This window comes from Lyngbya sp. CCY1209, from assembly GCF_055795065.1.
In genome coordinates, this window is the sequence record NZ_JAYFER010000456.1 from 1 (window position 1) to 24,339 (window position 24,339).

The 24,339-nt window shown below is 54.7% G+C and carries 20 protein-coding genes; 10 read left to right on the forward strand and 10 right to left on the reverse strand.

Annotation, left to right across the window (positions count from 1 at the left end; genetic code table 11):
* Positions 1-125 precede the first annotated feature (125 nt).
* Both psbB and AC0QHF_RS14400 read right to left on the reverse strand, forming a co-directional pair.
* A complete protein-coding gene (psbB, locus tag AC0QHF_RS14395; RefSeq protein ID WP_324704916.1) occupies positions 126-1,655 on the reverse strand; it encodes a photosystem II chlorophyll-binding protein CP47 in 1,530 nt (509 codons plus the stop codon).
* Positions 1,656-2,134: 479 nt separating this feature from the next.
* Positions 2,135-2,461, reverse strand: coding sequence for a hypothetical protein (locus AC0QHF_RS14400; protein ID WP_324704917.1), 327 nt, complete (start codon positions 2,459-2,461; stop codon positions 2,135-2,137).
* Between the two features lie 159 nt (positions 2,462-2,620).
* On the opposite strand from AC0QHF_RS14400, the gene AC0QHF_RS14405 reads away from it, so the two are divergent.
* Positions 2,621-3,226, forward strand: coding sequence for a hypothetical protein (locus AC0QHF_RS14405; protein WP_324704918.1), 606 nt, complete (start codon positions 2,621-2,623; stop codon positions 3,224-3,226).
* Between the two features lie 578 nt (positions 3,227-3,804).
* Here AC0QHF_RS14405 and AC0QHF_RS14410 read toward each other — a convergent pair.
* Entirely contained in the window at positions 3,805-5,763 is a 1,959-nt protein-coding gene (locus AC0QHF_RS14410) for an ABC transporter ATP-binding protein (RefSeq protein ID WP_324704919.1), read from the reverse strand.
* Positions 5,764-5,819: 56 nt separating this feature from the next.
* Positions 5,820-5,945: an element excision factor XisI family protein gene (locus AC0QHF_RS14415; protein WP_324704920.1), complete on the reverse strand. Its 126-nt coding sequence runs from the start codon at positions 5,943-5,945 to the stop codon at positions 5,820-5,822.
* Positions 5,946-6,682: 737 nt separating this feature from the next.
* On the opposite strand from AC0QHF_RS14415, the gene efp reads away from it, so the two are divergent.
* Positions 6,683-7,240: an elongation factor P gene (gene efp / locus AC0QHF_RS14420; RefSeq protein ID WP_324704921.1), complete on the forward strand. Its 558-nt coding sequence runs from the start codon at positions 6,683-6,685 to the stop codon at positions 7,238-7,240.
* A 201-nt stretch (positions 7,241-7,441) separates the two neighbouring features.
* Positions 7,442-7,975: an acetyl-CoA carboxylase biotin carboxyl carrier protein gene (accB, locus tag AC0QHF_RS14425; protein ID WP_324704922.1), complete on the forward strand. Its 534-nt coding sequence runs from the start codon at positions 7,442-7,444 to the stop codon at positions 7,973-7,975.
* A gap of 144 nt (positions 7,976-8,119) precedes the next feature.
* Here the strand turns inward: accB and AC0QHF_RS14430 are convergent, their stop codons facing one another.
* Positions 8,120-10,864, reverse strand: a complete 2,745-nt coding sequence (locus AC0QHF_RS14430) for a phycobilisome rod-core linker polypeptide (protein ID WP_324704923.1) — start codon at positions 10,862-10,864, stop codon at positions 8,120-8,122.
* Between the two features lie 390 nt (positions 10,865-11,254).
* Between AC0QHF_RS14430 and AC0QHF_RS14435 the strand changes: the two genes are divergently transcribed.
* Positions 11,255-12,442, forward strand: coding sequence for a class I SAM-dependent methyltransferase (locus AC0QHF_RS14435; protein WP_324704924.1), 1,188 nt, complete (start codon positions 11,255-11,257; stop codon positions 12,440-12,442).
* A gap of 249 nt (positions 12,443-12,691) precedes the next feature.
* Here AC0QHF_RS14435 and AC0QHF_RS14440 read toward each other — a convergent pair whose 3' ends face one another.
* The gene (locus tag AC0QHF_RS14440) at positions 12,692-13,033 is read right to left on the reverse strand and encodes a XisI protein (RefSeq protein WP_324704925.1); all 342 of its coding nucleotides are present in this window, start codon (positions 13,031-13,033) and stop codon (positions 12,692-12,694) included.
* A 160-nt stretch (positions 13,034-13,193) separates the two neighbouring features.
* Entirely contained in the window at positions 13,194-13,544 is a 351-nt protein-coding gene (locus AC0QHF_RS14445; protein WP_324704926.1) for a hypothetical protein, read from the reverse strand.
* 323 nt (positions 13,545-13,867) lie between these two features.
* Between AC0QHF_RS14445 and AC0QHF_RS14450 the strand changes: the two genes are divergently transcribed.
* The 5 genes from AC0QHF_RS14450 (at position 13,868) to AC0QHF_RS14470 (ending at position 19,028) form a co-directional block, all read left to right on the forward strand.
* Complete coding sequence (locus AC0QHF_RS14450) at positions 13,868-14,743, forward strand: ParB/RepB/Spo0J family partition protein (protein ID WP_324704927.1); 876 nt, start codon at positions 13,868-13,870, stop codon at positions 14,741-14,743.
* 548 nt (positions 14,744-15,291) lie between these two features.
* The gene (locus tag AC0QHF_RS14455; protein ID WP_324704928.1) at positions 15,292-16,197 is read left to right on the forward strand and encodes an XDD3 family exosortase-dependent surface protein; all 906 of its coding nucleotides are present in this window, start codon (positions 15,292-15,294) and stop codon (positions 16,195-16,197) included.
* 71 nt (positions 16,198-16,268) lie between these two features.
* Complete coding sequence (locus AC0QHF_RS14460) at positions 16,269-16,979, forward strand: choice-of-anchor W domain-containing protein (RefSeq protein ID WP_324704929.1); 711 nt, start codon at positions 16,269-16,271, stop codon at positions 16,977-16,979.
* Between the two features lie 174 nt (positions 16,980-17,153).
* Positions 17,154-18,032 carry a glycosyltransferase family 2 protein gene (locus AC0QHF_RS14465; RefSeq protein ID WP_324704930.1) on the forward strand — a complete coding sequence of 293 codons (879 nt, stop codon included), beginning with the start codon at positions 17,154-17,156 and terminating at the stop codon, positions 18,030-18,032.
* 822 nt (positions 18,033-18,854) lie between these two features.
* Positions 18,855-19,028: a hypothetical protein gene (locus tag AC0QHF_RS14470; RefSeq protein ID WP_324704931.1), complete on the forward strand. Its 174-nt coding sequence runs from the start codon at positions 18,855-18,857 to the stop codon at positions 19,026-19,028.
* Positions 19,029-19,106: 78 nt separating this feature from the next.
* On the opposite strand, the gene AC0QHF_RS14475 is transcribed toward AC0QHF_RS14470, so the two are convergent.
* Entirely contained in the window at positions 19,107-21,161 is a 2,055-nt protein-coding gene (locus AC0QHF_RS14475) for a tetratricopeptide repeat protein (protein WP_324704932.1), read from the reverse strand.
* Positions 21,162-21,286: 125 nt separating this feature from the next.
* Between AC0QHF_RS14475 and AC0QHF_RS14480 the strand changes: the two genes are divergently transcribed.
* The gene (locus AC0QHF_RS14480; RefSeq protein WP_324704935.1) at positions 21,287-21,904 is read left to right on the forward strand and encodes a calcium-binding protein; all 618 of its coding nucleotides are present in this window, start codon (positions 21,287-21,289) and stop codon (positions 21,902-21,904) included.
* A gap of 160 nt (positions 21,905-22,064) precedes the next feature.
* Here the strand turns inward: AC0QHF_RS14480 and urtD are convergent, their stop codons facing one another.
* Both urtD and urtC read right to left on the reverse strand, forming a co-directional pair.
* On the reverse strand, positions 22,065-22,823 hold the full coding sequence (gene urtD / locus AC0QHF_RS14485; RefSeq protein ID WP_324704933.1) for an urea ABC transporter ATP-binding protein UrtD: 759 nt from the start codon (positions 22,821-22,823) through the stop codon (positions 22,065-22,067).
* 199 nt (positions 22,824-23,022) lie between these two features.
* Complete coding sequence (gene urtC / locus AC0QHF_RS14490) at positions 23,023-24,183, reverse strand: urea ABC transporter permease subunit UrtC (RefSeq protein ID WP_375341432.1); 1,161 nt, start codon at positions 24,181-24,183, stop codon at positions 23,023-23,025.
* Positions 24,184-24,339: the final 156 nt, after the last annotated feature.

A 24,339-nucleotide genomic window follows, 5' to 3' on the forward strand; every position in this document is an offset into this window, starting at 1 on the left:
CCAGTTAAGGCGATAGCTGGTCAGCTACCTGAAGGGGAGGGCACGAAGCCCCCGTGCTTCAGCCGGGGGTGCTGACCATCAATCTGTCCTCCCGATCAACTCAACAACTCAAATCAGAAACCCGCCTAAACAGTCTTCTTGACCCGAGTCGTCTGGTCGCCCACTTTCTGGAAGTTGCCCCACTCGACTTGTTCTTCGAGGTCGGCTTCCACCCCGGCGAACACATCCCGGAAGATCGTCCGGGACCCGTGCCAAATGTGGCCGAAGAAGAACAGCAGCGCGAAGCAAGCGTGGCCGAAGGTAAACCAACCGCGAGTGCTGGTGCGGAATACCCCGTCCGAGCCGAGGGTTTCCCGGTCAAACTCGAAGGGCTCGCCCTGTTGGGCCAAACGGGCGTATTTCTTCACGGACGGCGCGTCGGTGAAGGTTTGGCCGTTGAGGTCGCCGCCGTAGAACGAGACGGTGACGCCGGTTTGCTCGAAGCTGTAACGAGATTCGGAACGGCGGAAGGGGATGTCGGCGCGAATCACGCCTTCGGAGTCGGTGAGCACCACCGGGAAGGTTTCAAAGAAGTTGGGAAGGCGGCGGACACTCAGCACGCGACCTTCCGCATCTTTGAAGACGGGGTGGCCGAACCAACCCTGGGCGATGCCGTCCCCTTGGTTCATGGGGCCGACGCGGAACAGACCGCCTTTGGCGGGGCTGTTGCCGACGTAGTCGTAGAATGCGAGTTTTTCGGGAATCTTAGACCAGGCTTCTTCGGCGGTGTCTCCCTGAGCCAGGTTCGCCTGTACCCGACGCTCGATTTCCTGCTGGAAGTAGCCCTGGTCCCACTGGTAGCGGGTCGGGCCGAACAGTTCGATGGGAGTGGCCGCGGAGCCGTACCACATGGTGCCGGCCACGACGAAGGCCGCGAAGAAGACCGCGGCGATACTGCTGGAGAGTACCGTTTCGATATTCCCCATCCGCAGGGCTTTGTACAGGCGTTGGGGCGGCCGGACGGACAGGTGGAACAGGCCGGCGATGATGCCGACGATACCCGCCGCGATGTGGTGGGCCGCAATTCCCCCGGCGTCGAACGGGTTGAAGCCCTCCGGACCCCAGGATGGGGCGACCGGTTGGATACTTCCCGTCAGTCCGTAGGGGTCGGATACCCAAATCCCGGGTCCGAAGAGTCCGGTGACGTGGAAGGCCCCGAAGCCGAAGCAAAGCAGGCCGGACAGGAACAGGTGGATGCCGAACATTTTCGGCAAGTCGAGGGCGGGTTCGCCCGTGCGGGGGTCGGTGAACAGTTCCAGATCCCAGTAAACCCAGTGCCAGACGGCGGCCAGGAACAGGAGACCGGACAGGACGATGTGGGCGGCGGCAACGCCTTCAAAAGACCAGAAGCCAGGGTTGGTGGCGGTTTCGCCCGTCACGCTCCAGCCGCCCCAGGAGTCGGTGACGCCGAGGCGGGCCATGAAGGGCATGACAAACATCCCCTGACGCCACATCGGGTTCAAGACCGGGTCGGACGGATCGAAAACGGCTAGTTCGTACAGGGCCATTGACCCCGCCCAACCCGCCACGAGGGCAGTGTGCATCAAGTGTACAGAAATCAGCCGTCCCGGGTCATTCAGGACCACTGTGTGTACACGGTACCAGGGTAGTCCCATTGACTACGCTCCTCCTAGAATCAGTGAATTCAACTTCGGCGAACTACCCCCGGTTTCGCTGGGCTCGACCGGGGATTTCCGGTGTCGGGATGGCTCGAAGTCGGGGGCAAACCCCCCGCATCCGGAAACGACATCTCGACGAACCGATGGGGGCGTCCGGACCCCCAAGTGTTTGAAAGATTTGCCGGAAAGTCTCCGTCTGGAACAAGTTCAGTCGGGGATTTCCCGGCGGGAATGTTAAATTTTCTATGGACAGCTCCGCACCGCTACCCTAAAGTTGACAATTTGTCAACTCGGTTTGGGTTCAGACAGTTGACGGTTTTTTGGCGTACAAGAAAGCTATTAAAGAAGTGTATCGATTGTTAGAACCAATTGCAAGCGTTGGAGGGGAAGGTTGGAGACTTGAAACAGTCTGGAGACGTCGATCGCTGCGGGGTCGGCTCCGGGAGACGGGCGATCGCGTCCGTCCCGATTCTAATCTAAAGCAGGCGGCGGTAGGTCTGACATTCGGTGGAGGCAGTCCCAAGACGTTCGAGGACTTGTTCGGCCGTGATCAGTCGCGTGAGGACGACTTGGCCGATGCCGGTGGAGGGACGCCGATCGCTTTCGATGGGTTTGACTTCCACCATCAGCACCGCGTCCTCGACCCGGTAGAGCCACATTTTTTCCCGATCTTGGGAATTCCAAATGCACAGATCCATTTTTTGCAGGTCCGGCAACCGACGCCGGGTCGCCACGTCCCACAACCCGCCGACCCCCCAAATTCGCCCGATCGTCCATCCCTCCGTCAAAAAGAAGTATTTCACCGACTCTCGATCGCGTATTGAACAAAAAAGCAGTCTTCTAGATTACCGCAATTTGAACCGTGGCACAATCGGCGATCGGGAGAAGGGAGTCGGGGAAGTTTCTCAACTCGATGGGCTGTGCTATATCTTTGAGAGATTTCTCGTTTCTATCGATCGCCCATGCTGTTGAGTCGTTTCATTCCGGTTGGGGTTGGGGTTTGTGGCTGGCTGTTTTTGGCTGGCTGTGCAATCGCCGCATCGGGTTCCCCCGGGGAAGGCGTACCCGGTTCCTGCGACGAGATGAGTTGTGACGAACTGTTACAAACCCTGTCGGAAACCTGGCCGGAATTCGATCTCAGTTGCGAGGGCGATCGCATTTTGTCCCCGCAAGTGTACGAACACCGTCGGGGGGGACGGCGAGTTTTTCTATCTTGTTGGGATACGAAACTGTCCGACAACGGCGAACGGGATGGATCTCCGCTGATCACTTTGCCATTTCCGGGGGAGAGCGATCGCTTTCTGGCGGCTTGGCCGGACTCTCAACCCTACGCCGAAGAATTATTGAACGCCTACCCGGAAGAAATTCAAAAGATCCGATTTCAATGTGCCGCAGAAAGCGGAGATATCAATATTTTAGTTTTTGAAGACCGACAGGAAGCCGACCTGCAATGTTATTTCCAAGCCGGTGTCAGTTTAGTAGATACCGATGGGGATTATGTGTCTGACGGAGAGAACAGCCGGGGGGCATCGGTCGATCGCATTTTGGGAACGTTTCCACTGCCTTGATTATTTCCCCGAACACCGCTTGGGAATTGATTCCCAAGCTAATAGCACAAATCATCTAATATGAGATCCGGTTATTGATCCGATCCTGATAAATCCCCCTTTGAAAGGGGGACTTTGACTCCATTCTCCCCCCTTATTAATATCAAATCCGGTTATTGACCCGCCCCCCCTCGATCCCCCCCAGCCCCCCTTAAAAAGGGGGGAGCCGGAGATCCCCCCCAGCCCCCCTTAAAAAGGGGGGAGCCGGAGAGAGCTTTGATTGCTGGGTATTCAACCGGATTTGATATAAGGAGGACTTTCACTCCAATTCTCCTCCCTTATAAAGGGGAACTTTTACTCCAATTCTCCCCCCTTCCTCCCCCCTTTCTCCCCCCTTTCACCCCCCTTTCTCCCCCCTTTCTCCCCCCTTACAAAGGGGGGTTGGGGGGGATGGGGGCTGGGGGGGATATTCACTGTTCGCAAGGGGGATAATTTCAAACGTCCGTCGATTTTGTATTTAACCGGAATTGATATCAAAATGATTGAGGAGATTTTGCAGTCAAAAAAACGGCTCCGATATGTCATATTGCCCGATCGCATCAACTCGCGACCCGCTCCAAATCCCCCGTCGGAATCGAGGCGATCAGTTGGCGGGTGTAGTCGGTTTGGGGATTGCGGTAAATCTCCTCGGAAGGGCCGATTTCCTCGATTTTGCCCCGGTTCATAACCATGATGCGATCGCTCATAAATTTGACGACGCTCAAATCGTGGGAGATAAAAATGTAGGTCAATTGAAACTCGGTTTGCAGCTCTTTCAGGAGGTTCAAAACCTGAGCTTGGACGGAAACATCCAAAGCCGATACCGACTCGTCACAGATGATAAATTTGGGGTTCAGAGCCAGCGATCGCGCGATGCAGATCCGCTGCCGCTGTCCGCCGGAAAATTCGTGGGGGTAGCGCCGCATCCAGTCGGGATTCAACCCCACCCGTTCGAGGAGGTAAGCCGTGCGATCGCGCCGTTCTTTCTGATTTCCCACATTGTGAATCAGCATCGGTTCCATCACCGCCGCGCCGATATTGATGCGGGGGTCGAGGGAACTGAAGGGATCTTGAAACACGATCTGCATATCCCGCCGTATCCACTTCATTTTCTTTGCGAATTCGCGGCGGTTTTGAGACTGTTTCAAACGGTCGATCCAAGACAATTCGGAAGTATCGGTGGCGGTGATATCCTGCCCCTCAAAAACAACCTTGCCATCGTGGGGGGGGATGAGTTGCAAAAGCGCCCTCGACAGGGTACTTTTCCCGCATCCGGACTCGCCCACCAACCCCAACGTTTCGCCGGAATACACGTCGAAAGACACGTCATCGACCGCCATAAATAGGCGTTTCGTCCGGCCCAAAACGTCGGGAATTTTGAAGGCGACCCGCAGGTTTTCCACGGACAAAATGGGGGAGTCGGATTTCGGTTGGGGGACGCGAGAGGGCGGGGGAACGAGGGGTTCGGAGGTGATGGCCGCGTGGGGGAGGGCGCGAATTTCCTCCTCTCCGGTTTCCGTCGTCACCACTTCCATATAGTCGGAGATGGTGGGCAGTTGGGTTTTGGGGGTTTCCAGCGTCGGGCGGCAGGCCAGTAACCCCCGCGTGTAGGGGTGTCGGGGTTGGGTGAACAGGGACCGGATGTCGCCGGATTCGACAATTTTTCCCCGGTACATCACCGCCACGCTGTCGGCGATTTCGGCGATCACGCCCAAATCGTGGGTGATGAATATCATGGACATCCCGCGGCGATCGCGCAATTCCCGCAGCAGGTCCAAAATCGTCGCCTGTACGGTGACGTCCAAGGCGGTGGTGGGTTCGTCGGCGATCAATAAGGTGGGGTTGCAGGAAATCGCCATCGCGATCATCACCCGCTGGAGTTGGCCGCCGGAGAGTTCGTGGGGGTAGCGTTCGAGAAAGGCCCGTTTTTGTGCGTTGATGCGATCGCGGAGATCCCGGCGTTTTTTTCGGGAGTCGCGATCGCCCAGAGGCCCCGGGTCGTCCTCCTGGGGGTCGTCTTCCTCAACCTGCTGCATCAGTTCTTCGTCCCCCGGCAGCAGTTTCACCTCCTGCAACAAGTTCGCCGCCTTCCACAACGCCTGTCGGGCCGAAATGTCCTCGTGTTGCCGGATCGCTTCGGTGAGTTGAAACCCGATGGTATAGACGGGGTTGAGGGAGCTCATCGGTTCCTGGAAGATCATGGAAATTTGGCCGCCGCGAAATTTCTGCTTTTGTTCTTCCGGGAGTCCCCGCAACTCGATCGCTTCTCCCCGGGAGTCTTCGCCGTCGCCGTGTTGGGGTCGGAACCAAATTTCGCCGCCGATTGTCGCCGTCGCGGGGGGCAGCAACCCCATGATTGCCAGGGAGGTGACGGATTTTCCGGAACCGGATTCGCCGACGATGCCCAGGGTTTGGCCCGGTTTGACTTGAAAGGAGATATCATCGACGGCCCGCACGGTTCTCTCGTCGGTTCGGAACTCAACCCGGAGGTTTCTGACATCGAGGACAAGATCTTGCATGGACAACTGGCGATTCGGGTGATTGTCGCGTAAAGTATTGCAATTCTAGCAGATCGTCAGCGAACCGCAAAGTCATTATACTGCCGCATCCCAGGGCTGTGATAGGCGAGGAGGATATGGGTTTTGGGCAGGCCGATCCGCACCAATTCGTTGGCAAAACCGATTTCGGTTCCGTCGTCCAAAGAAAGAATGGCGACCCATTCTCTGTCTTTCCAAATTCAAGACGAATTCAATATGTGAAATCTTCCCAGATTAACCTTGTTTGACTGGGTTGGGTTTTAGAGTGCGATCGTGCCTTGACATTTTGGCAGCAGCAGTTGATCTGATGCATTGATCGCTAAATACCAGGCTGATGGTACGAAAATTTGGACTAAGTTATTGGGAACCAGTCGTTATGACACTGCCAATGCTCTGATTAGTGGCAGGACCCGATCGCCTTTTTCCCGGTTCTCCACCTTTCCCAAAGCGCCATGAATTGAGCGATCGCGACATCCCTAAATCGGCATTTATGCCTCTCAACCCCTCCCCGGCCCATTTCACCCTTCATTTTTCAAATTTTTAATCGCGATCGCCCGAGAAACCGGGTTGAGCGGCAGCATCTTTGGTTTTCCACCCGAGGCTCGGATAGAAACCCGGTTTCTTGCTAACCTCAATTATCGATCCTTGAAAGTCTCGAAATTCGATCAATTTTCCAAGTAATCAACCGGAAAAATCAATCAAGTGCGATCGCCCCGCCAGTTGAAAGCAGTGGCTCCAAGGCGGGAATGGCGGCCGGACCCGGTTGGCGATGGCATCCCCAAACCCGGTGCCGACAGCCAAAACCCCAATTTGTTAAGAACTTTCAGCCAAACCGACTCCGGCGCACCCGTTGGGGTACAATAAATTGCCGATTGTTCAGCCCAGATGTGAAGAGGCTCCCATGATTTCCAGTAACGACTTTCGCACCGGTGTCACCATCGAATTAGACGGGGCAGTGTGGCGGGTGGTAGAATTCTTACACGTCAAGCCGGGTAAGGGTTCCGCCTTCGTCCGCACCAAGCTGAAAAGCGTGCAGACGGGTAACGTGATGGAACGGACGTTCCGGGCTGGGGAAACGGTTCCCCAGGCCAACCTAGAGAAGAAGACGATGCAGCATACCTACAAGGAAGCCGAGCAGTTCGTCTTTATGGACATGGAAACGTTTGAAGAAAACCGTCTCAACCCCGATCAGATCGGGAATGGGGTCAAGTACCTCAAGGAAGGGATGGAAGTGAACGTGATCACCTGGAACGGCCAAGTTCTGGAAGTGGAACTGCCCAACTCCGTCACCCTGGAAGTGACCGAAACCGATCCCGGCGTCAAAGGAGACACCGCAACGGGGGGGACGAAACCCGCCACGGTGGAAACGGGGGCGACGGTGATGGTTCCCCTGTTTATTTCGGTGGGCGAACGCATCCGCATCGATACCCGCAACGATTCATATCAGGGCCGAGAATAGGACATTCTGAAATGGGGGACGGAAGGGGACTGTATTTGTTGTTGAGGCGGCCATTTGCGATCGCATTTCCGACGGAAAATTGCGCCCGAAAAACTGACCGATGATGACACCCGGATTCCCGTTGGGGTTCTCGCTCCTTCCCCGCAGTGGCGACCCGCCACCCGAGAAAACCGCGCTATTTGATAGGGAGATATACCGACCGTGCAACTAGATCTCACCCAGCTCCGAGAGCTGCTGGCTGACATCGATAAAACCAATATTTCGGAACTGACCCTCAAGAGTACCGATTTTGAATTGACGGTACGCAAGGGCGGTTCCCTTGATCGCCCGCTGTCCTCTGTCGATGTCGCCCTCACGGGGAGAGGTCTGGGTACGGATTGGGTGTCGTCATCTCCCCCGGTTCCCGCCGGCGGCGATCGCACCTCCCAACCGATCGCTACCGGACCCGCACAAGCCCCGGCTCCGGCCCCGACTCCCCCCAGCCCCGATCCCAAGTGGGTGGAGGTGACATCTCCGATGGTGGGGACGTTTTACCGGTCGCCGGCCCCGGACGAGCCCCCCTTTGTCAGCGAGGGCGATCGCATCGCCTGCGGCCAGACGGTCTGCATTATCGAGGCCATGAAATTGATGAACGAAATCGAAGCCGAGGTATCCGGCCGCGTCGTGGAAGTTTTGATCGAAAATGGGGCGCCGGTGGAGTTCGGCCAACCCCTGATGCGGATCGACCCGGACTGACGCCCGATGGCTGATATTTAATAATAATTAATAATTAATAATTAATTATTAATTATTCAATATAGCCATCCCCAAAAAATCCCCCGATCGCGATCGACCGGGGGAAATTCGTCAAATTATAGAACAGCTTCAGGAAAACCGGACTTAGCTGCGATCGGTGGCCGCCACCGGCTCGAAACTCGGCACCACCAGCTCGTCATTTTGCTTGGTCAACTGGTTGTAGAGGCGCTCGGTATTGGGGAAATTCGCCGCCGGGAGGGTCGGGAAGCGACGGTAAGGCACCGTATCCTCTCCGAACACCTGGGCGTACTCCATGCTGTTCACCATCGCACCGATAAACGCCTTCAGACCCTGGGACGCCAAGATCTCGTTGTACTTGCGGATCTCCGCCTGATTCAGGGGAGCCCGGCCCAGGAAGTGCTTCGTCCCCAACTCGATCACCTTGGTGTTGGGATAGGGGGTGTAGAACTCCCGGATGTACAGGGAAGACGTTCCCAGGGCTTCGACGAACTCCTTGACGGTAATTTCGCCGTTGCCCAACTTGCTCTCCAGGGCGGTGAACTCCTTCTTCGTCACGTAGGGTTCGATATCCCGCTCGAAGATCTGGCGGTAGAGCGCCTGGATGACCGTCTGCAGCGCCACCTTATCATCGGTGTTGGTGAGCTTGAACACCTTGGACTGTTCGCGTCGCTTGTTGACCCCCTGCTTGATGCGGTTGTCGATTTCCAACTCGCCCTTCATCATGTCGGGCGTACCCAGTTCCACGAAGCGCGGCGTGGGTTCTTCCATCACCATCGGCATCTTCTCGGCCAGGGTGCCCACCCGCATGGAGCGCAGGGCCAGACCGCCCGGGGTCAGGTAGCGCTCGTAGGGAATGGTATCTTCCCCGAACGCCTCGTTGTACTCCTGGGAGTCGAGAATCGCGTCCACCAGGGCGTAGAAGCCCTTCTTAGAACACAAATCGAAATAGGCGTTCATCTCCTGGCGCCCGTAGGTGGGGCGTCCGAGCAGGCGGCGGTGAATGTATTCGATCGCCTTGCAGACGTAGAGGGAGGTCCAGTACATCTGCCGGAACACCTCGGACTTCGCCAGGATGCGGATGAACTCCCGCAGGGTGATGTCACCGTTCTCCAGCTTGATCTCGGCCACCGTCTGGCGCTGACCGGAATAGAGTTCCCGGCCGAACACCTGCAGGTAAGCCGCGCGGATCACCTTCTGGGTGGAGCTTTCGGAAAACTTGACGCTGGCGCCGTTGCTGCCGCCCTTGTTGCTGAAGTTGCTGGCGACGTAACCGCCGGGGAGCTGGTCCAGCTTGAACACCTTCGGCCCCAAGGAGCCGGGATCTTTGGAACGGGCGCCGGGGTTGCTCAACTGGTTGTCGATTCCCGCCCCGTTGCGGATCAGAATCCGGCGAGTATCCTTGCCAAAGGGGGCCGGACGGTTTTTGGGATCGCGGGTTTCTTTCGGGAAGATCGCCCCGAACTGAATTTCGAGGGGATCGTTGCCCACGCCGTAGACGTGCTGGTCCCGCAGGGGCTGTTTGTAGTCCGCGAACAGGGTGACGAACTGCGGCACCTTGCGGAAGGGCGCGGAGTAGTTGAACAGGTCGATTTGGGGACCCCAGTTGCGGCACTCCTGGGCCTCCTGACCCAGACCCCGCAGATAGGGGACGGTTTCTTCGCCGAAGTAGTCCGCATACTCCTGGGAATCCACCATCGCGTCCACCAGGGCCCCCAGACCGCCGTTGGTGACGATCGCGAAATACTTGCTGAACTCCTCGGGGGAGCTGATCCCCCGCCCCAAGAAGTGGCGGGCCGCCAATTCCACCACCCGGGAGTTGACGAAGGGCTCGTAGAATTGTTTGCGGTACAGGGGAGATTTACCCACGCGGCGGATAAACTCCTTCATGGAAATTTCGCTATTTTTGACCTTGGACTCCAGGTCGGAAATGCTCTGGCTGTAGGCGCGGGTGATGTCCCGCTCGAACACCTGCCGGTAAGCCGCCTTGATGACGTCCTGTTTTTCGGAGGCCGACAGGCCCGGTTTCATGACGAACTTCTGACGACCTTCGGCCGCGTTGAAGTAGATCTGGGGCAGCTCCAGACCTTGCTGATCCGAGCTCTGGCGCTGTCTCAGCTTGTTGGAGGGGGTCGCCGCCTCAAATTCCGAGATCAGGACGTTGAAATACTGGAGGACGATTTCCTGGGCGTCCTTGTCGTTTTGGAAGTATCCCAGGGATGCCCGCCGCATCTCTTGCAGGGCCACCAGGGTCGCCGCGCTCGAACAGGCGTTTTCGATGATTTCCCGCAGTCCGCGCACGTTGACGGCGATGATATTGGGGTCTCCGGCTACGATCGCGTAGGTCGTATAGCGCAGGAACCAGCTCATGTCCCGCAGGGATTTGGTCATGTTCCCCGGGCCGTAGCGGGAAACGTTGATCGGCCGGAATCCCGGGGGCAGGAACACCGCGCCGCCACCTGAACCCCCATCGCTGAACAGGGACTTCAGACCGTCAAACAGGCCCCCTCCCCGGTTCTCGACGTAGGAAATCGTCCCCAGCTTCATGCCTTCGGCTACCTGCATATCCCCGGAACCGGCCGCGGCCACCGCCATTTCCGGTTCTTCGGGTTTTTCCAAGAACGCCAGGGGGGAGCCGCCGGTAAAGATCCGGTTGGCTGCCCGAGACACGATCAACTCTGCGTTTTGGGTGATAATTTGGGCGATCTCCAGACGTTTGGCACCCGAGCTGAAGTAGGTGGCCAAGTCACCCAGTTCGGTCTTTCCTAAGTAGCGGTCCTGTTGCTCGGCTTGGGAAATCGTTGCAACGGGAACCGTTCGATAAAGTTGCGGACGTGCAACTGAGCTTCCACCACTTGCCTTTACACTCATTCGATCTCTATCGCTCCCTATTCAGAATCGTTACTGCTTTGTACCGGATGGAGGTCGTTTCCTCAAGCCGCCAGGCGGGTCAGGCCCGATCGCCCGAGTCTTTTCTCCCGCCTCCCGGCTTGAGTTCTTAACCCAGTTAATCTTTCAAGGATTAAAATGTTTTCGGCTGTAACCCTTGCATTTGTTAAATTGCGTACCGACACTTATTGTATAGACTTAACAGAAGTTATCTGAGAAAAAAGAATAAGTTTTGTTACGCAACTCGGAGAGTCCGGCTTTCGGGCCGGCGATCGGTCATCGGTTCTGGGTCAGTCCGGACGCCGGACGCCAGTCCTCTGGCTCGATTTCTCTCGCGTCCTGCAACATCGTTACAGTCTGGTTGTTTTCATAATGGAAGAGATTAGCGCCGCCGTCAAACGGCTTTACGACATTTACCCCTTTCCCCCCGACCCCCTCTCGGACTCTCCGCCGCCGGGGTACAACTGGCGCTGGTCCTGGCCGGCCGCCCACGGGTTCTGCACGGGCCGCAAGCCCGAGAAAGCCGACATCCGCATTTTGGACGCCGGTTGCGGGACGGGTTCGAGTACGGAATACCTGATCCAACTCAACCCCGAAGCCCAGGTGTTGGGGATCGACCTCAGCGAGGGGGCGATCGCGACGGCCCAAGAACGCTGCCGGCGATCGCGGGTCTCCACCCCCGGAACCCCCGAACCCCAATTCCGCCGCCTCAGTCTCTACGACGTCGGCGAGTTGGAGGGGGAATTCGACCTGATCAACTGCGTCGGGGTACTCCACCACCTCCCGGACCCGGTGCGCGGCATCAAAAGTCTGGCCGGCAAGCTGGCACCGGGGGGACTGATCCACATTTTCGTCTACGCCGAGTTGGGCCGCTGGGAAATTCGCCTCATGCAAGAAGCGATCGCCCTGGTGCAAGATGAAAAACGGGGCGACTACGAAGACGGCGTGAAGGTGGGGCGACAGATCTTTGAGGCCCTCCCCGAAGACAACCGCCTCGTCCGCTACGAGTCGGAACGCTGGGCGATGGAAAATCAGCGGGACGAGTGTTTTGCCGATATGTACGTCCACCCCCAGGAAATCGACTACAATATCGACACCCTGTTCGATCTCATCGACGCCTCGGAGCTGGAATTTTTGGGTTTTTCCAACCCGGAATACTGGGATATCAACCGGTTGATCGGCAAATCCCCGGAGTTGATGGAACGGGTGGAGCAATTGAGCGATCGCCGCCGCTACCGCCTCACGGAGTTGCTAGACCCCCACCTGAGTCACTACGAATTTTTCCTCGGCCGTCCCCCCCTGCCGCGGGTGGACTGGTCCGACGATGCCATCCTCCTCGCTGCCACTCCCGAGTTGAGTCCCTGTTTGAACGGCTGGCCCGGTCAGACGGTGTTCGATTGCAATTACCGGCTGGTGACGCTATCGGATGAGGAGTTCGAGTTTCTGAAAGCCTGCGACAATAACCGCAGCGTGGCGGAGATTTTGGGGACGGTGAAGTTGGATTTGTCCGGGGTGCGATCGCTCTTATCCCGGCAGTTGATTTTATTGACTCCCGCGTGAAATTAATGAGTGCGATCGGCTTCAAGTTTCTTTGATGAGTGGGCAACCCTATAAGGTTGCCTCCACATTACTTTGATGAGTTTTGGGCAACCAGAGACGGTTGCCCCTACTGGCAAACCACTGATTTTGGAACAGGGAATCAGCAAAAAAAGAGATGGCGATGAAGTCAATTAAAAAGCAGATCGTTACCGATGAGTCTTTCCAACCCGTCGCAGTGATTATCGATAAAACGAGGGATAAGTCGTCCATTCAAACCGCAGCAAAACCCGTTTCACGGCGAACTTGAGGTTCGTGGAAAGCGAGAACGATGTCTGTTTTGGGAACCCCGGCGGCAACCAATTCGGTGGCGATGCCGTCTTCTGTCCAGTCTTCCTCGATCCAGAATTTCCCACCCCGCAGGCGAACGTAAACGGTCGCCCCGCTGAAGCGATCGCCGTTTTGCCAGCCGAGGGTCATCCACAGATAATGGCCGTTGGCTTCGTCGGCAATCAAAAAAGTTTCGATGTCGGGATCGGGGTTTTTGTTGCAGCGATCGATATGGCTGCCGAGGATGGTTTTGATAATTTGGGGATAATCTGTCAGTTGATCCATTCTGCGATCGTCTCCGTTTCTACATTGACAATAATTAAGGATCGAGTCTGGGCATACTTTAAATATAGAAAAATTTTGTGACATTTTAGTGTAAATGAGGACGACCTGGTGAATGGTGGCATCCAGAAGCGATCGCCGGTAACGAAGACGACGGCTAAGACTAATCCGGGGGGGTCTGGGGGACGACATCCTCACCGGGGACGATTTCACCGACGGCGAAGGGTCCGACACCTTCATCCTGGCCCCGGGAGAGGGCACGGACACCATCACGGACTTCGAGGTTGATATCGACTTCATCGGTCTGGCCGACAGCCTGGACTTCTCGGATATCAGCCAGTCCGTTTCCGGCGGAAAACTCACCCTGCGGACGGAGGATGACGAAGTGCTGGCGATCTTGAACGGCGTTTCCGAACCCCTGACGGCGGACGATTTCACCCTCCTTTAGGATCGGTTTTTCCGGCGGGCGATCGGCGTGCGATCGCTCGCCAAATATTGGGGATAAGTTGTCCATTCAAACCGCAGTCCAGTAGGGTACGTTCCCACTACAATTAACTGACCGTCTTTAAAAGTTCTATTTAAGCTTGCAACATTTCGCCCCGAGAAGTTTGCCACGTCGGGAATTGGGGCGATCGCAACTGTTCCGAATTTTAATTAATTATCCGTGAAACCACTGAGATTGGTGGCGGGGCTTGCCCATCAAATTTCAGTAAAAATACTAATTACTAAACAGGCAAATAAGAATAGGCTGGAAGTGGGGGTCAATATTCGCCAATGCGTCCGACCGCTGGAGACTGCGAACCCTTTCCCCGGAAATTATCCCTTGAGTGCATTACTATGAACAGCCACGATACTCCCAACTCCGATGGCTTCGAGGTCGTCAGGCAACTGTCGCTAGAGCAAATTTTTCGATCGCCGCTGCAACCCAGAGCCTATTTCTCCCCCAAGAAAATGCAAGAGATGATCGCCAGCATCCGGCAGAATGGCATCATCCACGCGATTACCGTCCGGCCCGCCGCGACAAACCGATATGAACTGGTGACGGGGGAGCGTCGATATCAGGCGGCTCAACAACTGGGATTCCGAACCATACCGGCGATTGTCAAGGAGATGAGCGATGCCGAGGCCCTGCAATATGCCCTGACGGAGAATTTGGAACGGGAGGAGTTGAACCCCGTGGAGGAAACGGAGGGGATTGTGCGGCTGTTGGAACTGAAGCTGGAAACTGACCGCCAGTCGGTCATTTCCATGATCTACAAAATCTGCAATCACAAAAGGAAACTTACGAATAACATTGTTCGTAAACAGGATAGGGATGTCATTTTCTCGGTGTTTGCGAGCGTCGGCAGTTTTTCGCTGGAGTCGTTTCGAGTCCACCGCCTGGGGGTTCTGAACCTGCCGGAAGAGGTTCTGGAGGCGATTCGGAAAGGTCGCATCGAGTACACGAAGGGGAAGGAATTGGGCAAGGTGAAAGACCCGGAATTGAGGCGATCGCTCCTGGAGGAGGCGATCGCACTGTCTCTGTCGGTGAAAAAAATCCGGCGGCGTATCAAGGCTCTCCAGGTGGCGACGAAGGAGGAGGAGTTGCAAACCCGGATCGAGGCGATTCCCAGGAAGGCGAAGAAGTTGAAGGTGTGGGATGACCCGGAGGTGGGGAAGCAGATCGAGGCTTTGTTGGTGGAGATGGAGCGGCTGTTGGATCGGACGGCTTGAGGGGTTGTGAAGTTTCCACGTTTTTGGGTGGGATGAAGCGATCGTTCCGGAGCCATTTTGAAGAAACAATTAAGGCAATCCGAGAAAATACGGATGGGGGGTAGACTACGGATGAGTTTCACTACAGGCAGTCGTTTATCCCTTTTATTCATTATTCAGAATTCCGATTTTTCGGCTCCTGTTTGATGACGGAAATTCCAATCAGATAGAGCAGTCTGAAGTGATTTGAAAATTGTCGGCGGTGAAACCCCAATTCTGGGGGCTTTGAGCCGATCAAAATTTCACGAATCATTTCACGCTTAGAGCGGGCGGAAATCATTCTGAATCCAGCCCCCAAACCCCCAATTCTGGGGGCTTTGAGTGGCTCTCAATTTCACGAATCATTTCCCGCTGCTATAGAGCCTTTTTAGAGGTTCCTCAATTTTGCGGTGGATTAATTTTCAATATCGTCCACCGTGGCTATCGGTTTTAATTCGGATTGATTTTGGGAGCGATCGCGCGATCGCCATCTTCCCCCACAGCAAACACAAAGTGAGGTTATCTTTACCATGACCAACCCGAAATTTAAACACCTGACCTTGGGTGTAATTGCCGTCACTGCCAGCCTGATTCCATTTCTCGCCGCGAAAACCGCCCATGCCGCCGTGCTCGTAGATGGCTGGTCTTACAGCATGGATTCGTTTGACGACAGTATGCGAGGCTCCAACGTCGGCGGCACGGATTATGAAATCTACGGCATGGCGATGAAGCAAACCGCCGACGAGGTGATTTTTGCCATCAACAGCAACCTGGGGATTGGAGGGATTGGCTCCGAATATGCCGAAGATGGTCATGTCGGGTGGGGCGATTTGCTCCTGAACTTTACCGGACAAAACCTGGACACGGCCAGCGCCACATCTCAACTGCTCGGAATTCGCTGGGCGGGTAACAACGATTCCGGCGCACCTCAACTGGGAGTGTACGAAAACGTTTCCGCCACAGACATCGCCAATCAAAATGGCTTGCTCCTGGACAATTTGCAGGAGTACAACGATTGGGTTCGAGATCATGGTAGCACCCCCAGCATCGGCGATTTGGCTGCCAACGACCCCTATTTCAACCCCAACCGCCACATTCAAAATGTCATCGCCGCCGGAACCCGAATTGGCGATGTCAACGTACTCGGAAATATGGGCAATTTGGGCGTGAACTTCGGACAATTTGGAGCCACGGGTACTCACACCCTCGGCTTTAGCATCGCCCGTTCTTTGCTGCCAGATGGTGCGTTCATTGCTCACCTTGCCCCCGAATGTGACAACGACGTGACCGCAATGTTAGCCGCGCTCTACCCCCCCGCACCCGAACCGCCCCAAGACGTACCCGAACCGGGAATGGCACTGTCCCTCCTCGGTTTGGGGGGACTTGTCGGCGCCTTCCGCCTCCGGCGCGGAAATTTGCAGTCGAAACTCGGTTAAATGAGCGATCGCCCGACTTGCAAACGACAAAACATCCGAGTCGGGCTGTTTTATTTTTGGAGTCAATTATCGTGAAAATATCTCAAATTTTGGGTGCGGTTTTATTCGGCACATTCGGTTTTGGTGTCGTCGCCCAAACCTCAGAAGCCGTGACGCTAACTCGCCTGTCTTCCGACAGTGAAATGAATGAGTGGCTCGGAGATATCGCATTCGTGGCGGAAGGGCGAATCGGCGATCGCGGCGGTTTTGCCACCCACGAACTCAACTTGCACGAATCCGATCCCGGCGATCCCCAGGTAACAGATCAATTCGACTGGCTTTCCGGCGTTCCAGAACCCTTTGAACTGGCCTACGATGCCGCCTCCAGTTTGGTTAATTTTACCGTCGGCGATCGCACCCTGACCCAAGCCTACGACAATCCATTTTCCGACTTCTTCCTCCGCACCCGCGCCACCCAAGCCGGGAGTTCCATGTTACTCGGAAATCTGCAACTTGATGGGGTCGCTCTCGACGGTGAATCCTACGCGATCGCGGATACCGGAGGATTGGATATCTTGCGAATTTCCGATGTCGCGGGCAGTTTTCAACTCCTCGGAGAATCGACCATGACTTGGCAAGAAACGCCCCCCGTCCAGTCCGAACTGGCATTTCAAATCAAAGTTTCAGAAGTGACGGGGACGGAACCGCCCCCATCCCGAGAAATTCCCGAACCGAGTTCGGTAGCCAGTTTGATCGTTTTCGGACTGCTGGGAATGAGTGTCCGCCGTCTATCTCCGCAGTAAATCAAAAGGCTTACAGAAATTGGCAAGGATTTCAACTTCAAGTCCCCCTTTTTAAGGGGGATTTAGGGGGATCGAACCATATCCGAACGGAGAGACAACTGCCATAATCATCCCGAATCATTACAGGATATAAATTTCGCCTTATTATTCAGTCAATCCGAGCAATAATTTCCAATGTTTTCAATTTACATCCTGACCTACAACGAAGAACTCGATATTGCCGACTGCATCGAATCCGCATCTTTGTCGGACGATATTATTATCGTGGATTCTTACAGCAGCGATCGCACCTTGGAAATCGCCCGCCGTCACCCCGTCCGCATCGCCCAAAATCCCTTTGAATCCCACGGAAAACAGCGAAACTGGATGCTCAATCATGTCGCCGCAAAACATGAATGGGTCTACATCCTCGAAGCCGACGAACGGATGACCCCGGAACTGTTTCGGGAATGTTTGCAAGCCATTCAACATCCCGAAATCGTCGGCTATTACGTCGCCGAAAAAGTGATGTTTCTGGGACAATGGATTCGCCGCAGCACCCAATATCCCCGCTATCAGATGCGCCTGTTCCGCCGGGACAAAGTTCGCTTCACCGACTACGGCCACGCGGAACGGGAAATCTGTGGCGGTGAAGTCGGATATTTAAAAGCAAGTTATCCCCATTACACTTGCAGCAAAGGATTGTCTCGCTGGCTGGAAAAACACAACCGCTATTCCACTGATGAAGCCGTCGAAACCATCTATCAATTATCGACTCAAAAAGTTGACTTTTGGAATTTATTTTTCGGTTCCTCGGAAGTGGAACGACGACGCGCCCTCAAAGATTTGTCATTGCGCCTGCCCTTTCGCCCCCTGATTCGCTTCCTTTATATGTATTTCATATTGGGAGGCATTTGGGACGGTCACGCCGGTTTCGCCTGGTGTACTTTACAAGCTTTCTACGAATACTTGATCGTGTTAAAAGTTCGGGAACTTCAAAAAACGGTTACAGTTGCCAAAGTGAGTCAAAAATGGGAGGCGATCGCCCCCCAAGTCGTGACTCGCAGCTTTTGAAATCGACGGGTCGGAGTACGAAACCCGGCTCGCGATAGTATATTGTCTGTCAAACTTACTTTAAAGCTTCATTGTCTCCGAAAAATCGCTGGGAAATCAATTCCCCGTCGGGGCGGGCCAGCGAACCGCCCCGACCAGCAAAAATCCTCGCTTTGTGGATTGCAAATGTCGATCGCACTATAGCAACTGCCAAGGCGGTGAGGACACCATTGCCAAAACCGAGTCCACGCTTGCGTGGACTTTTGCTATTAGCCTTGAAATTGATTTCAAGGCGGACTCAATTGGCCGATCGCTCCGAACCGTTTTGTCGATCGCAGGATTTTTCGGTGTTCTTCTGGATTTGGAGAGGATTGATTTTTCCGAAACTGACTGTCTTTAACAGTTCTATTTAAGGGGGCAACATTTCGCCCCGCAAAGTCCGCCTCGTATGAATTTGGGGCGATCGCGATCGCGGCGAAGTTAGATTAATTATCCGTGAAACTACCGAGAGGGGAGGCGGTGTTCACCCATCAAATTTCAGTGGAAATACGAATTCCTAAATAAGCGAATAAGAATCGGCTGGAAATAGGGTCAAACCGATCTGATGCGTCCGGCGACGGGGGGAATTCCCAAACGGAAGTTCGCCATCTGCAATCAGTCGCGATCGCCCGTTCGTATAAACTGCGTACCCAATGAGTCGTCATTCGCCGATTTTGCTTCCGACAAATTCCCCGGGGCTGGCCCGGGGAATTGGGAAACTTTTTTCCGCCCGTTTGCATAAAACTTGCGTTTTTAGCCGAGAAGTATTGTGAAGGCACTCACACCTCTCGGGAGGAACGGCAAATGAACTTAACAACCACAGCAATTTTATTGATGTCTCTGTCTACCTTAAATTCCACCCAACCTGCATTCCAGGGGGTTTCCACCATCTCGGCGACTCCCGAACTCCCGGCAATCCAGACCGCCAATAACGTCGATGACAACGATGATGATTGCGACATCGTGCCTCCCACCTAATCCGCGATCGCACGGGGGGATCGTCCGCCTTGAGGCATCCCCCCCACCCTCAATTTCGATCGCTTCCCAAGGAGAAGATTATGACCTGTCAAATGGAATGATATCTTCTTCCAGTTCGGTTTCTTCGATTCCGTCAACCCGTCGCTTTGCCTCGGTTTCCCATTGTTTGAATTCGGGATATTTCCAGGATTCATCTTTCAACTTCGTTTTCTCGCGACTGATATGGAGTCCCTCCCGCCAATAGTCCAAAGCCGTTTGTTCCTCCCCCGCCGCCTCCTTAACCTGTGCCAGGAGATAGTAGGCGGCGACGGAACTCGGTTCCAATGCGATCGCCTCTTTCAGTTGTTCTTCCGCCTCCGAATGGCGTCCTTGTGCAAAATAAGCCCAGCCCAGATTTTTTAAGAGTGCCGCCCGGATGGAGTCGATTTCCACTTCGTCCAGAATGGGGGAAATGGATGCGATCGCGGCTTCGCTGTTTCCGGCTAGAATCTCCAACCGCGCCAAATTACTCGCGGCTGAATATTTCCCTTTGGCTTGATAGTTTTTCGCCAAGTTGTAATGTTCTTTGGCTAAATCAATTTCTTGCAAATTGTCGTAAATCGACCCCAAGTTAAAATGGGCTGCTCCCAACTGGGGATGAAATTGAATCGCCCACAACCAATAGGACTTAGCGGTGATGTACTCCCCTTTCATGAATTTTCTGTAACCCATTTGATTGAACAGTCGCCCGATTTTTTGACCGACCGTTTTTTCCAAAAAATTCTGATTGTCGCGGATCTCAAAATCCTGAAATCCCACGGCTCTCAGGATGTCGGACTGGCCCACATCTGGGGAGTTCAAAATGTCAGCCATACCGGCCATCATTTTTTCGACCAAAAATTGCCGGAATGCCGGGTCGATATCGAATCTGATGCCATTGTGATGAGTCTTTTCCAGGAGCGATCGCCGCTCCAAAGATTGTGTCTCCCGACTCAAATAAATCGTTTCTGCCATGAGAATCGCCCGATTTAAAAGTGCCTTTTCTTCCGGTGCGAGCCGTTCAAATACCGGCCCGAACAACAGGTCGAGCCATTCCCCCATCCAGGCGAGTTTGTGAAACTTGCCGAAGAAATGCTCGTTATATTTGATAAATAAGTCGAGATCCCCCTCGAAGACATCTTGGGTTTTCTGACTCGCCAGCCGCAACAGCAGGGGATTTCCCCCACAATCCGCCACCAACTTATCTATTTTATCACATTGTGAATTATTGCCACCCAAAATTCCGGCTATCAGCTCCCGCCCCGCCGCCTCCGACAGGCCACCCAAAGGCAGAACCCGCACGGGCTGGAGGTTTCCGGCCATCAGCGACACCTCCAGTGGCAACTCTTGGGCGATCGCCACCAGGCAACTGCGATGGTTGAGTTCCCCCACCCGCCGCAGCAGTTCCCCGTAATCTTGATAGCCCTGCCGATAGCCGGCCAGTTGTCCCGGGACAAATAGATGTTCGATGTCGTCCAAAACCAGCAGGCAGCGGGAGGCGCAAAAACACTCGATCAACTGGGAAATTTGCTTTCCGGGGGTTTGGGAGGCGGGGGGCGAACCGGACAACTCTTCGATCGCCTCGGCCAAAAATTCCGCCGGGGGGGGCGCGTCCCGCAAACTCCGCCAAATGACGCGATCGAAGTCCGAGGGCAAGGCTTGCGCCAATTTCACGGCCAGGGCCGTTTTGCCGATTTTCCCGGTTCCCGCCAGGGCCACGAGTCGGGTGCGATCGCTCACAATCCAATCCCGCAACCGGGCCAGTTCCTCCTCGCGACCGTAAAACGCCGGGACGTCGGGCACCTGTCCCTCAATTGGGGCGGGCGACATCCGAAAATCGACCCCCATCCGGTTGGGTCCGTGAGACTCGTAGCGTTCGAGGAGTCGATGTTTCAATTCCGTCAGTTTCCCCGGCCCGTCCCCGGGGATCTGAAATTTTTTGTAGACTTCGCCCAACCGCTTGCGGACGGCGACCCCACTCAGGCCGAGTTCGATGCCGATGTCGGCCGTGGAGTAGCCCTGCAAAGCCAGTTGCAGCGTTTTCAGTTCCGCCGCCGAGACCCGGTGGGCGATCGCGATCCGGCTGACAAATTCCGTAGGTATGAGTTCGTTCAAGGCTCGAAAACTTTTTGTAACATCTCGTTAATTTTAACAAAAATTTTACATCAAGTGAGTTGACGTGAGATGCGATCGCCCTCCTCGAAGGGGACGATTACGCCATCAACAATGGCAATCCCCGCATTTTTTACGCCAACCAGGGCAACGATACGGCGATCGGGGGCGCGGGAAGTGAAACCTTATTTGGCGGACAGAATAACGATTCCCTCAACGGAGATTCCGGCGACGATATCCTATTCGGAAATAAGGACAATGACGACCTGATCGGAGGCTTTGGGAATGATAGCCTGTACGGGGGGCAAGGCAATGATGTGGTGGTCGGAGGGGGCGGAAATGATGTCGTATCGGGCGATCGCGATTTGGATACGCTGACGGGGGGAGACGGCGCCGACGAATTCCTCCTCGCCTCCTCCGGGAGCGATCGCGATGTCATTACCGACTTTCAACCGGGCATCGACAAACTACGCGCCCCCAGCGGAGTGACGAGGGTAGAAATTCAAGACTCGGGCTCGTCAATTCTGATTTTGAATAATGGCGGTGACACTTTAGCGACCCTCAATAATTTAGAATCGTCAGATATTTATGATGATGACTTTATTGGCGTTGTGGAAGTGGTTCGGAACGATATCGATCCTCCCACTCCTCCCGGCGGTCAAAATGAAGGAGCTGGTGGAGTCAATATTTACGATCGCTTTAACAAAAGTTTTATACTCCGTGAGTTAACGGTTGATATAGAGTGATATAACATGGTTTATGTGAGGCGCAGCCCGGACTTTATTCTCACAGGATGGGGGTTGAGGCGATCGCCTCCCAATTCATGACTCGTAGTTTTTGAAATCAATGAGTTTGATGGCGGGGGTGGTGTCGGGTTTCGGGTCTCCACCCGACCGACAATAAACATCACGCGATGTCCTCTTCTTCCTGTTCCCCCAAATACACCTCGATCACCCTCGGATCGTTTTGAATCTCATCCATATTGCCCTCACACAACACCGAACCCTGATGCAAAACCGTCACTTTTCGGGCGATCTGCCGCACGAATTCCATGTCGTGTTCGATGACGATGATCGAGTGACTTTCCGCCAACGCCAACAGCAAATTACCCACATTTTCCGTCTCCTCGTCCGTGAGTCCGGCGACGGGTTCATCGACTAACAATAAATCGGGGGACTGGGCGACCAACATCCCGATTTCCAGGCGTTGCTTTTCGCCGTGGGAGAGAAATTCCGCCTGCAAATCTGCTTTCGCCCCCAAACCGATGGTTTCCAGCAGTCCCGCCACCGTCCGTTTCTCCCCGGAAACCGGGCGGCGAAATAGGGTGGGAAATACATTTTTATTGTGGTTGCAAACCAGATCTAAATTTTCCGCCACCGTCAAGTTGAGGTAAACTCGGGGCGTCTGGAACTTGCGGCCGATGCCGAGTCGGGCGATTTTGTATTCGGGAATATTCCGCAAATTGCGACCTTTAAAAAAGACCTTCCCTTCCGTGGGTTGAACTTTTCCGGTGATGGTATCCAAAAAGGTGGTTTTTCCCGCCCCGTTGGGGCCGATGATCACCCGCAATTCCCCCGCATCCATACTGAAATTGAGGTCGTTGAGGGCTTTGAATCCGTCAAAGCTGACGGTTACGTTGTCGATGTCTAAGATTTTTTCTGTCATTAGTTATAGAAAATATTCAAAGGTTTCTCTGATCCGGGCAACCGGAGTTTTTTTGCTCCGGGCGATCGCGGTTTTTTGGGAGTCCGGGCAACCGGAGTTTTTTTGATTCCGGCAACCGCAGACGGTTGCCCCCACGGGGTGCGGGAATATCGGCAACCAGAGATGTTCCCCTACACCCTACACCCTACACCCTACACCCTCATTTCACCCGTCCTTCGAGTTCTTCCCGTTCGAGTTGCAATTCGGGATCTTCTTCCAATTGGGGATAGGTGGAAACTTCGCGACGTAAACCGAATAGCGATCGCAAATATTCCCAGCCGTCCGTCCGCAACCAGCCGACAATTCCGTTGGGCAAAACGGTGACGACGATCAGGAATAATGCCCCTTGGAAGAATAGCCAAACTTCGGGAAATTGTTCGCTGAGGAGGGTTTGGGCAAACCGGACTAATAGGGTGCCCAATATCGCCCCGATCAGGGTTCCCCGGCCGCCGACGGCGACCCAAATCACCATTTCGATGGAGAAAGCGACCTCCATGAAACTGGGGGTGATGATGCCACTTTGGACGGCGTATAACGAACCGGAAATGCCCGCGATCGCCCCGGAAATTGCGAACACCAAAACTTTGAATCCGGTGGGATCGTAGCCGGAAAATCTCACCCGCGTCTCGTCATCCCGGATCGCCACCAGCAGCCGCCCGAACCGTCCACTCGTCAGCCAGCGACACAGTAAATAGGTCAGAATTAAGAATAAAATCGAGAATTCGTAAAAAGCCAACTGGGCGGTTTCCGAACCCGCCGAAACGCCGAAAATCATTTCGGTGTCGGTTTTGAGTCCGTTGGTTCCGTTGATGTATTTTTGCTGGCCGTTGAATAGGTTAAAAAATACCAACAATGCCGCCTGGGTGAGGATGGAAAAATAAACCCCTTTGATGCGGTTCCGAAAGACCAGATATCCCAGCAGTCCCGCCACGATCGCGGGGATGACAACGATCGCGGCTAAGGTAAACGGAAACGAATAAAACGGCTTCCAAAACCAGGGCAGTTGTTCCACGCCATACAGCATGAAAAATTCCGGTAGCTCTCCCTCCGGCAACTGCAATTTCAAATGCATGGCGAGGGCATATCCTCCCAGGGTGAAAAAGATGCCGTGCCCCAAACTCAAAAGCCCCGTATATCCCCAGATCAAATCGATGCCGAGGGCGACGATCGTTAAGGAGAGAAAACGGCCCAACAGTTTCAGGCGAAATGCGGGCAATATAAAAGGCATCACGACACCCAAAATAATGGCGATCGCCGCGATCGCGCCGATTTCAATCAGTCGCTTTTGTTTCTGCTGTTTCAGTTTCGCAACCTTGCTCATTTCATCCTGCATAAAACCAATCCCCTCAAAACAACTTCAACTCCACCTGTAGCACAGGCATCCTGCCTGTGAAACTTCAAATTCTCAGCACCGGCAGGATGCCCGTGCTACTTCGACCGAATTCTCAGCACCGGCAGGATGCCCGTGCTACTTCGA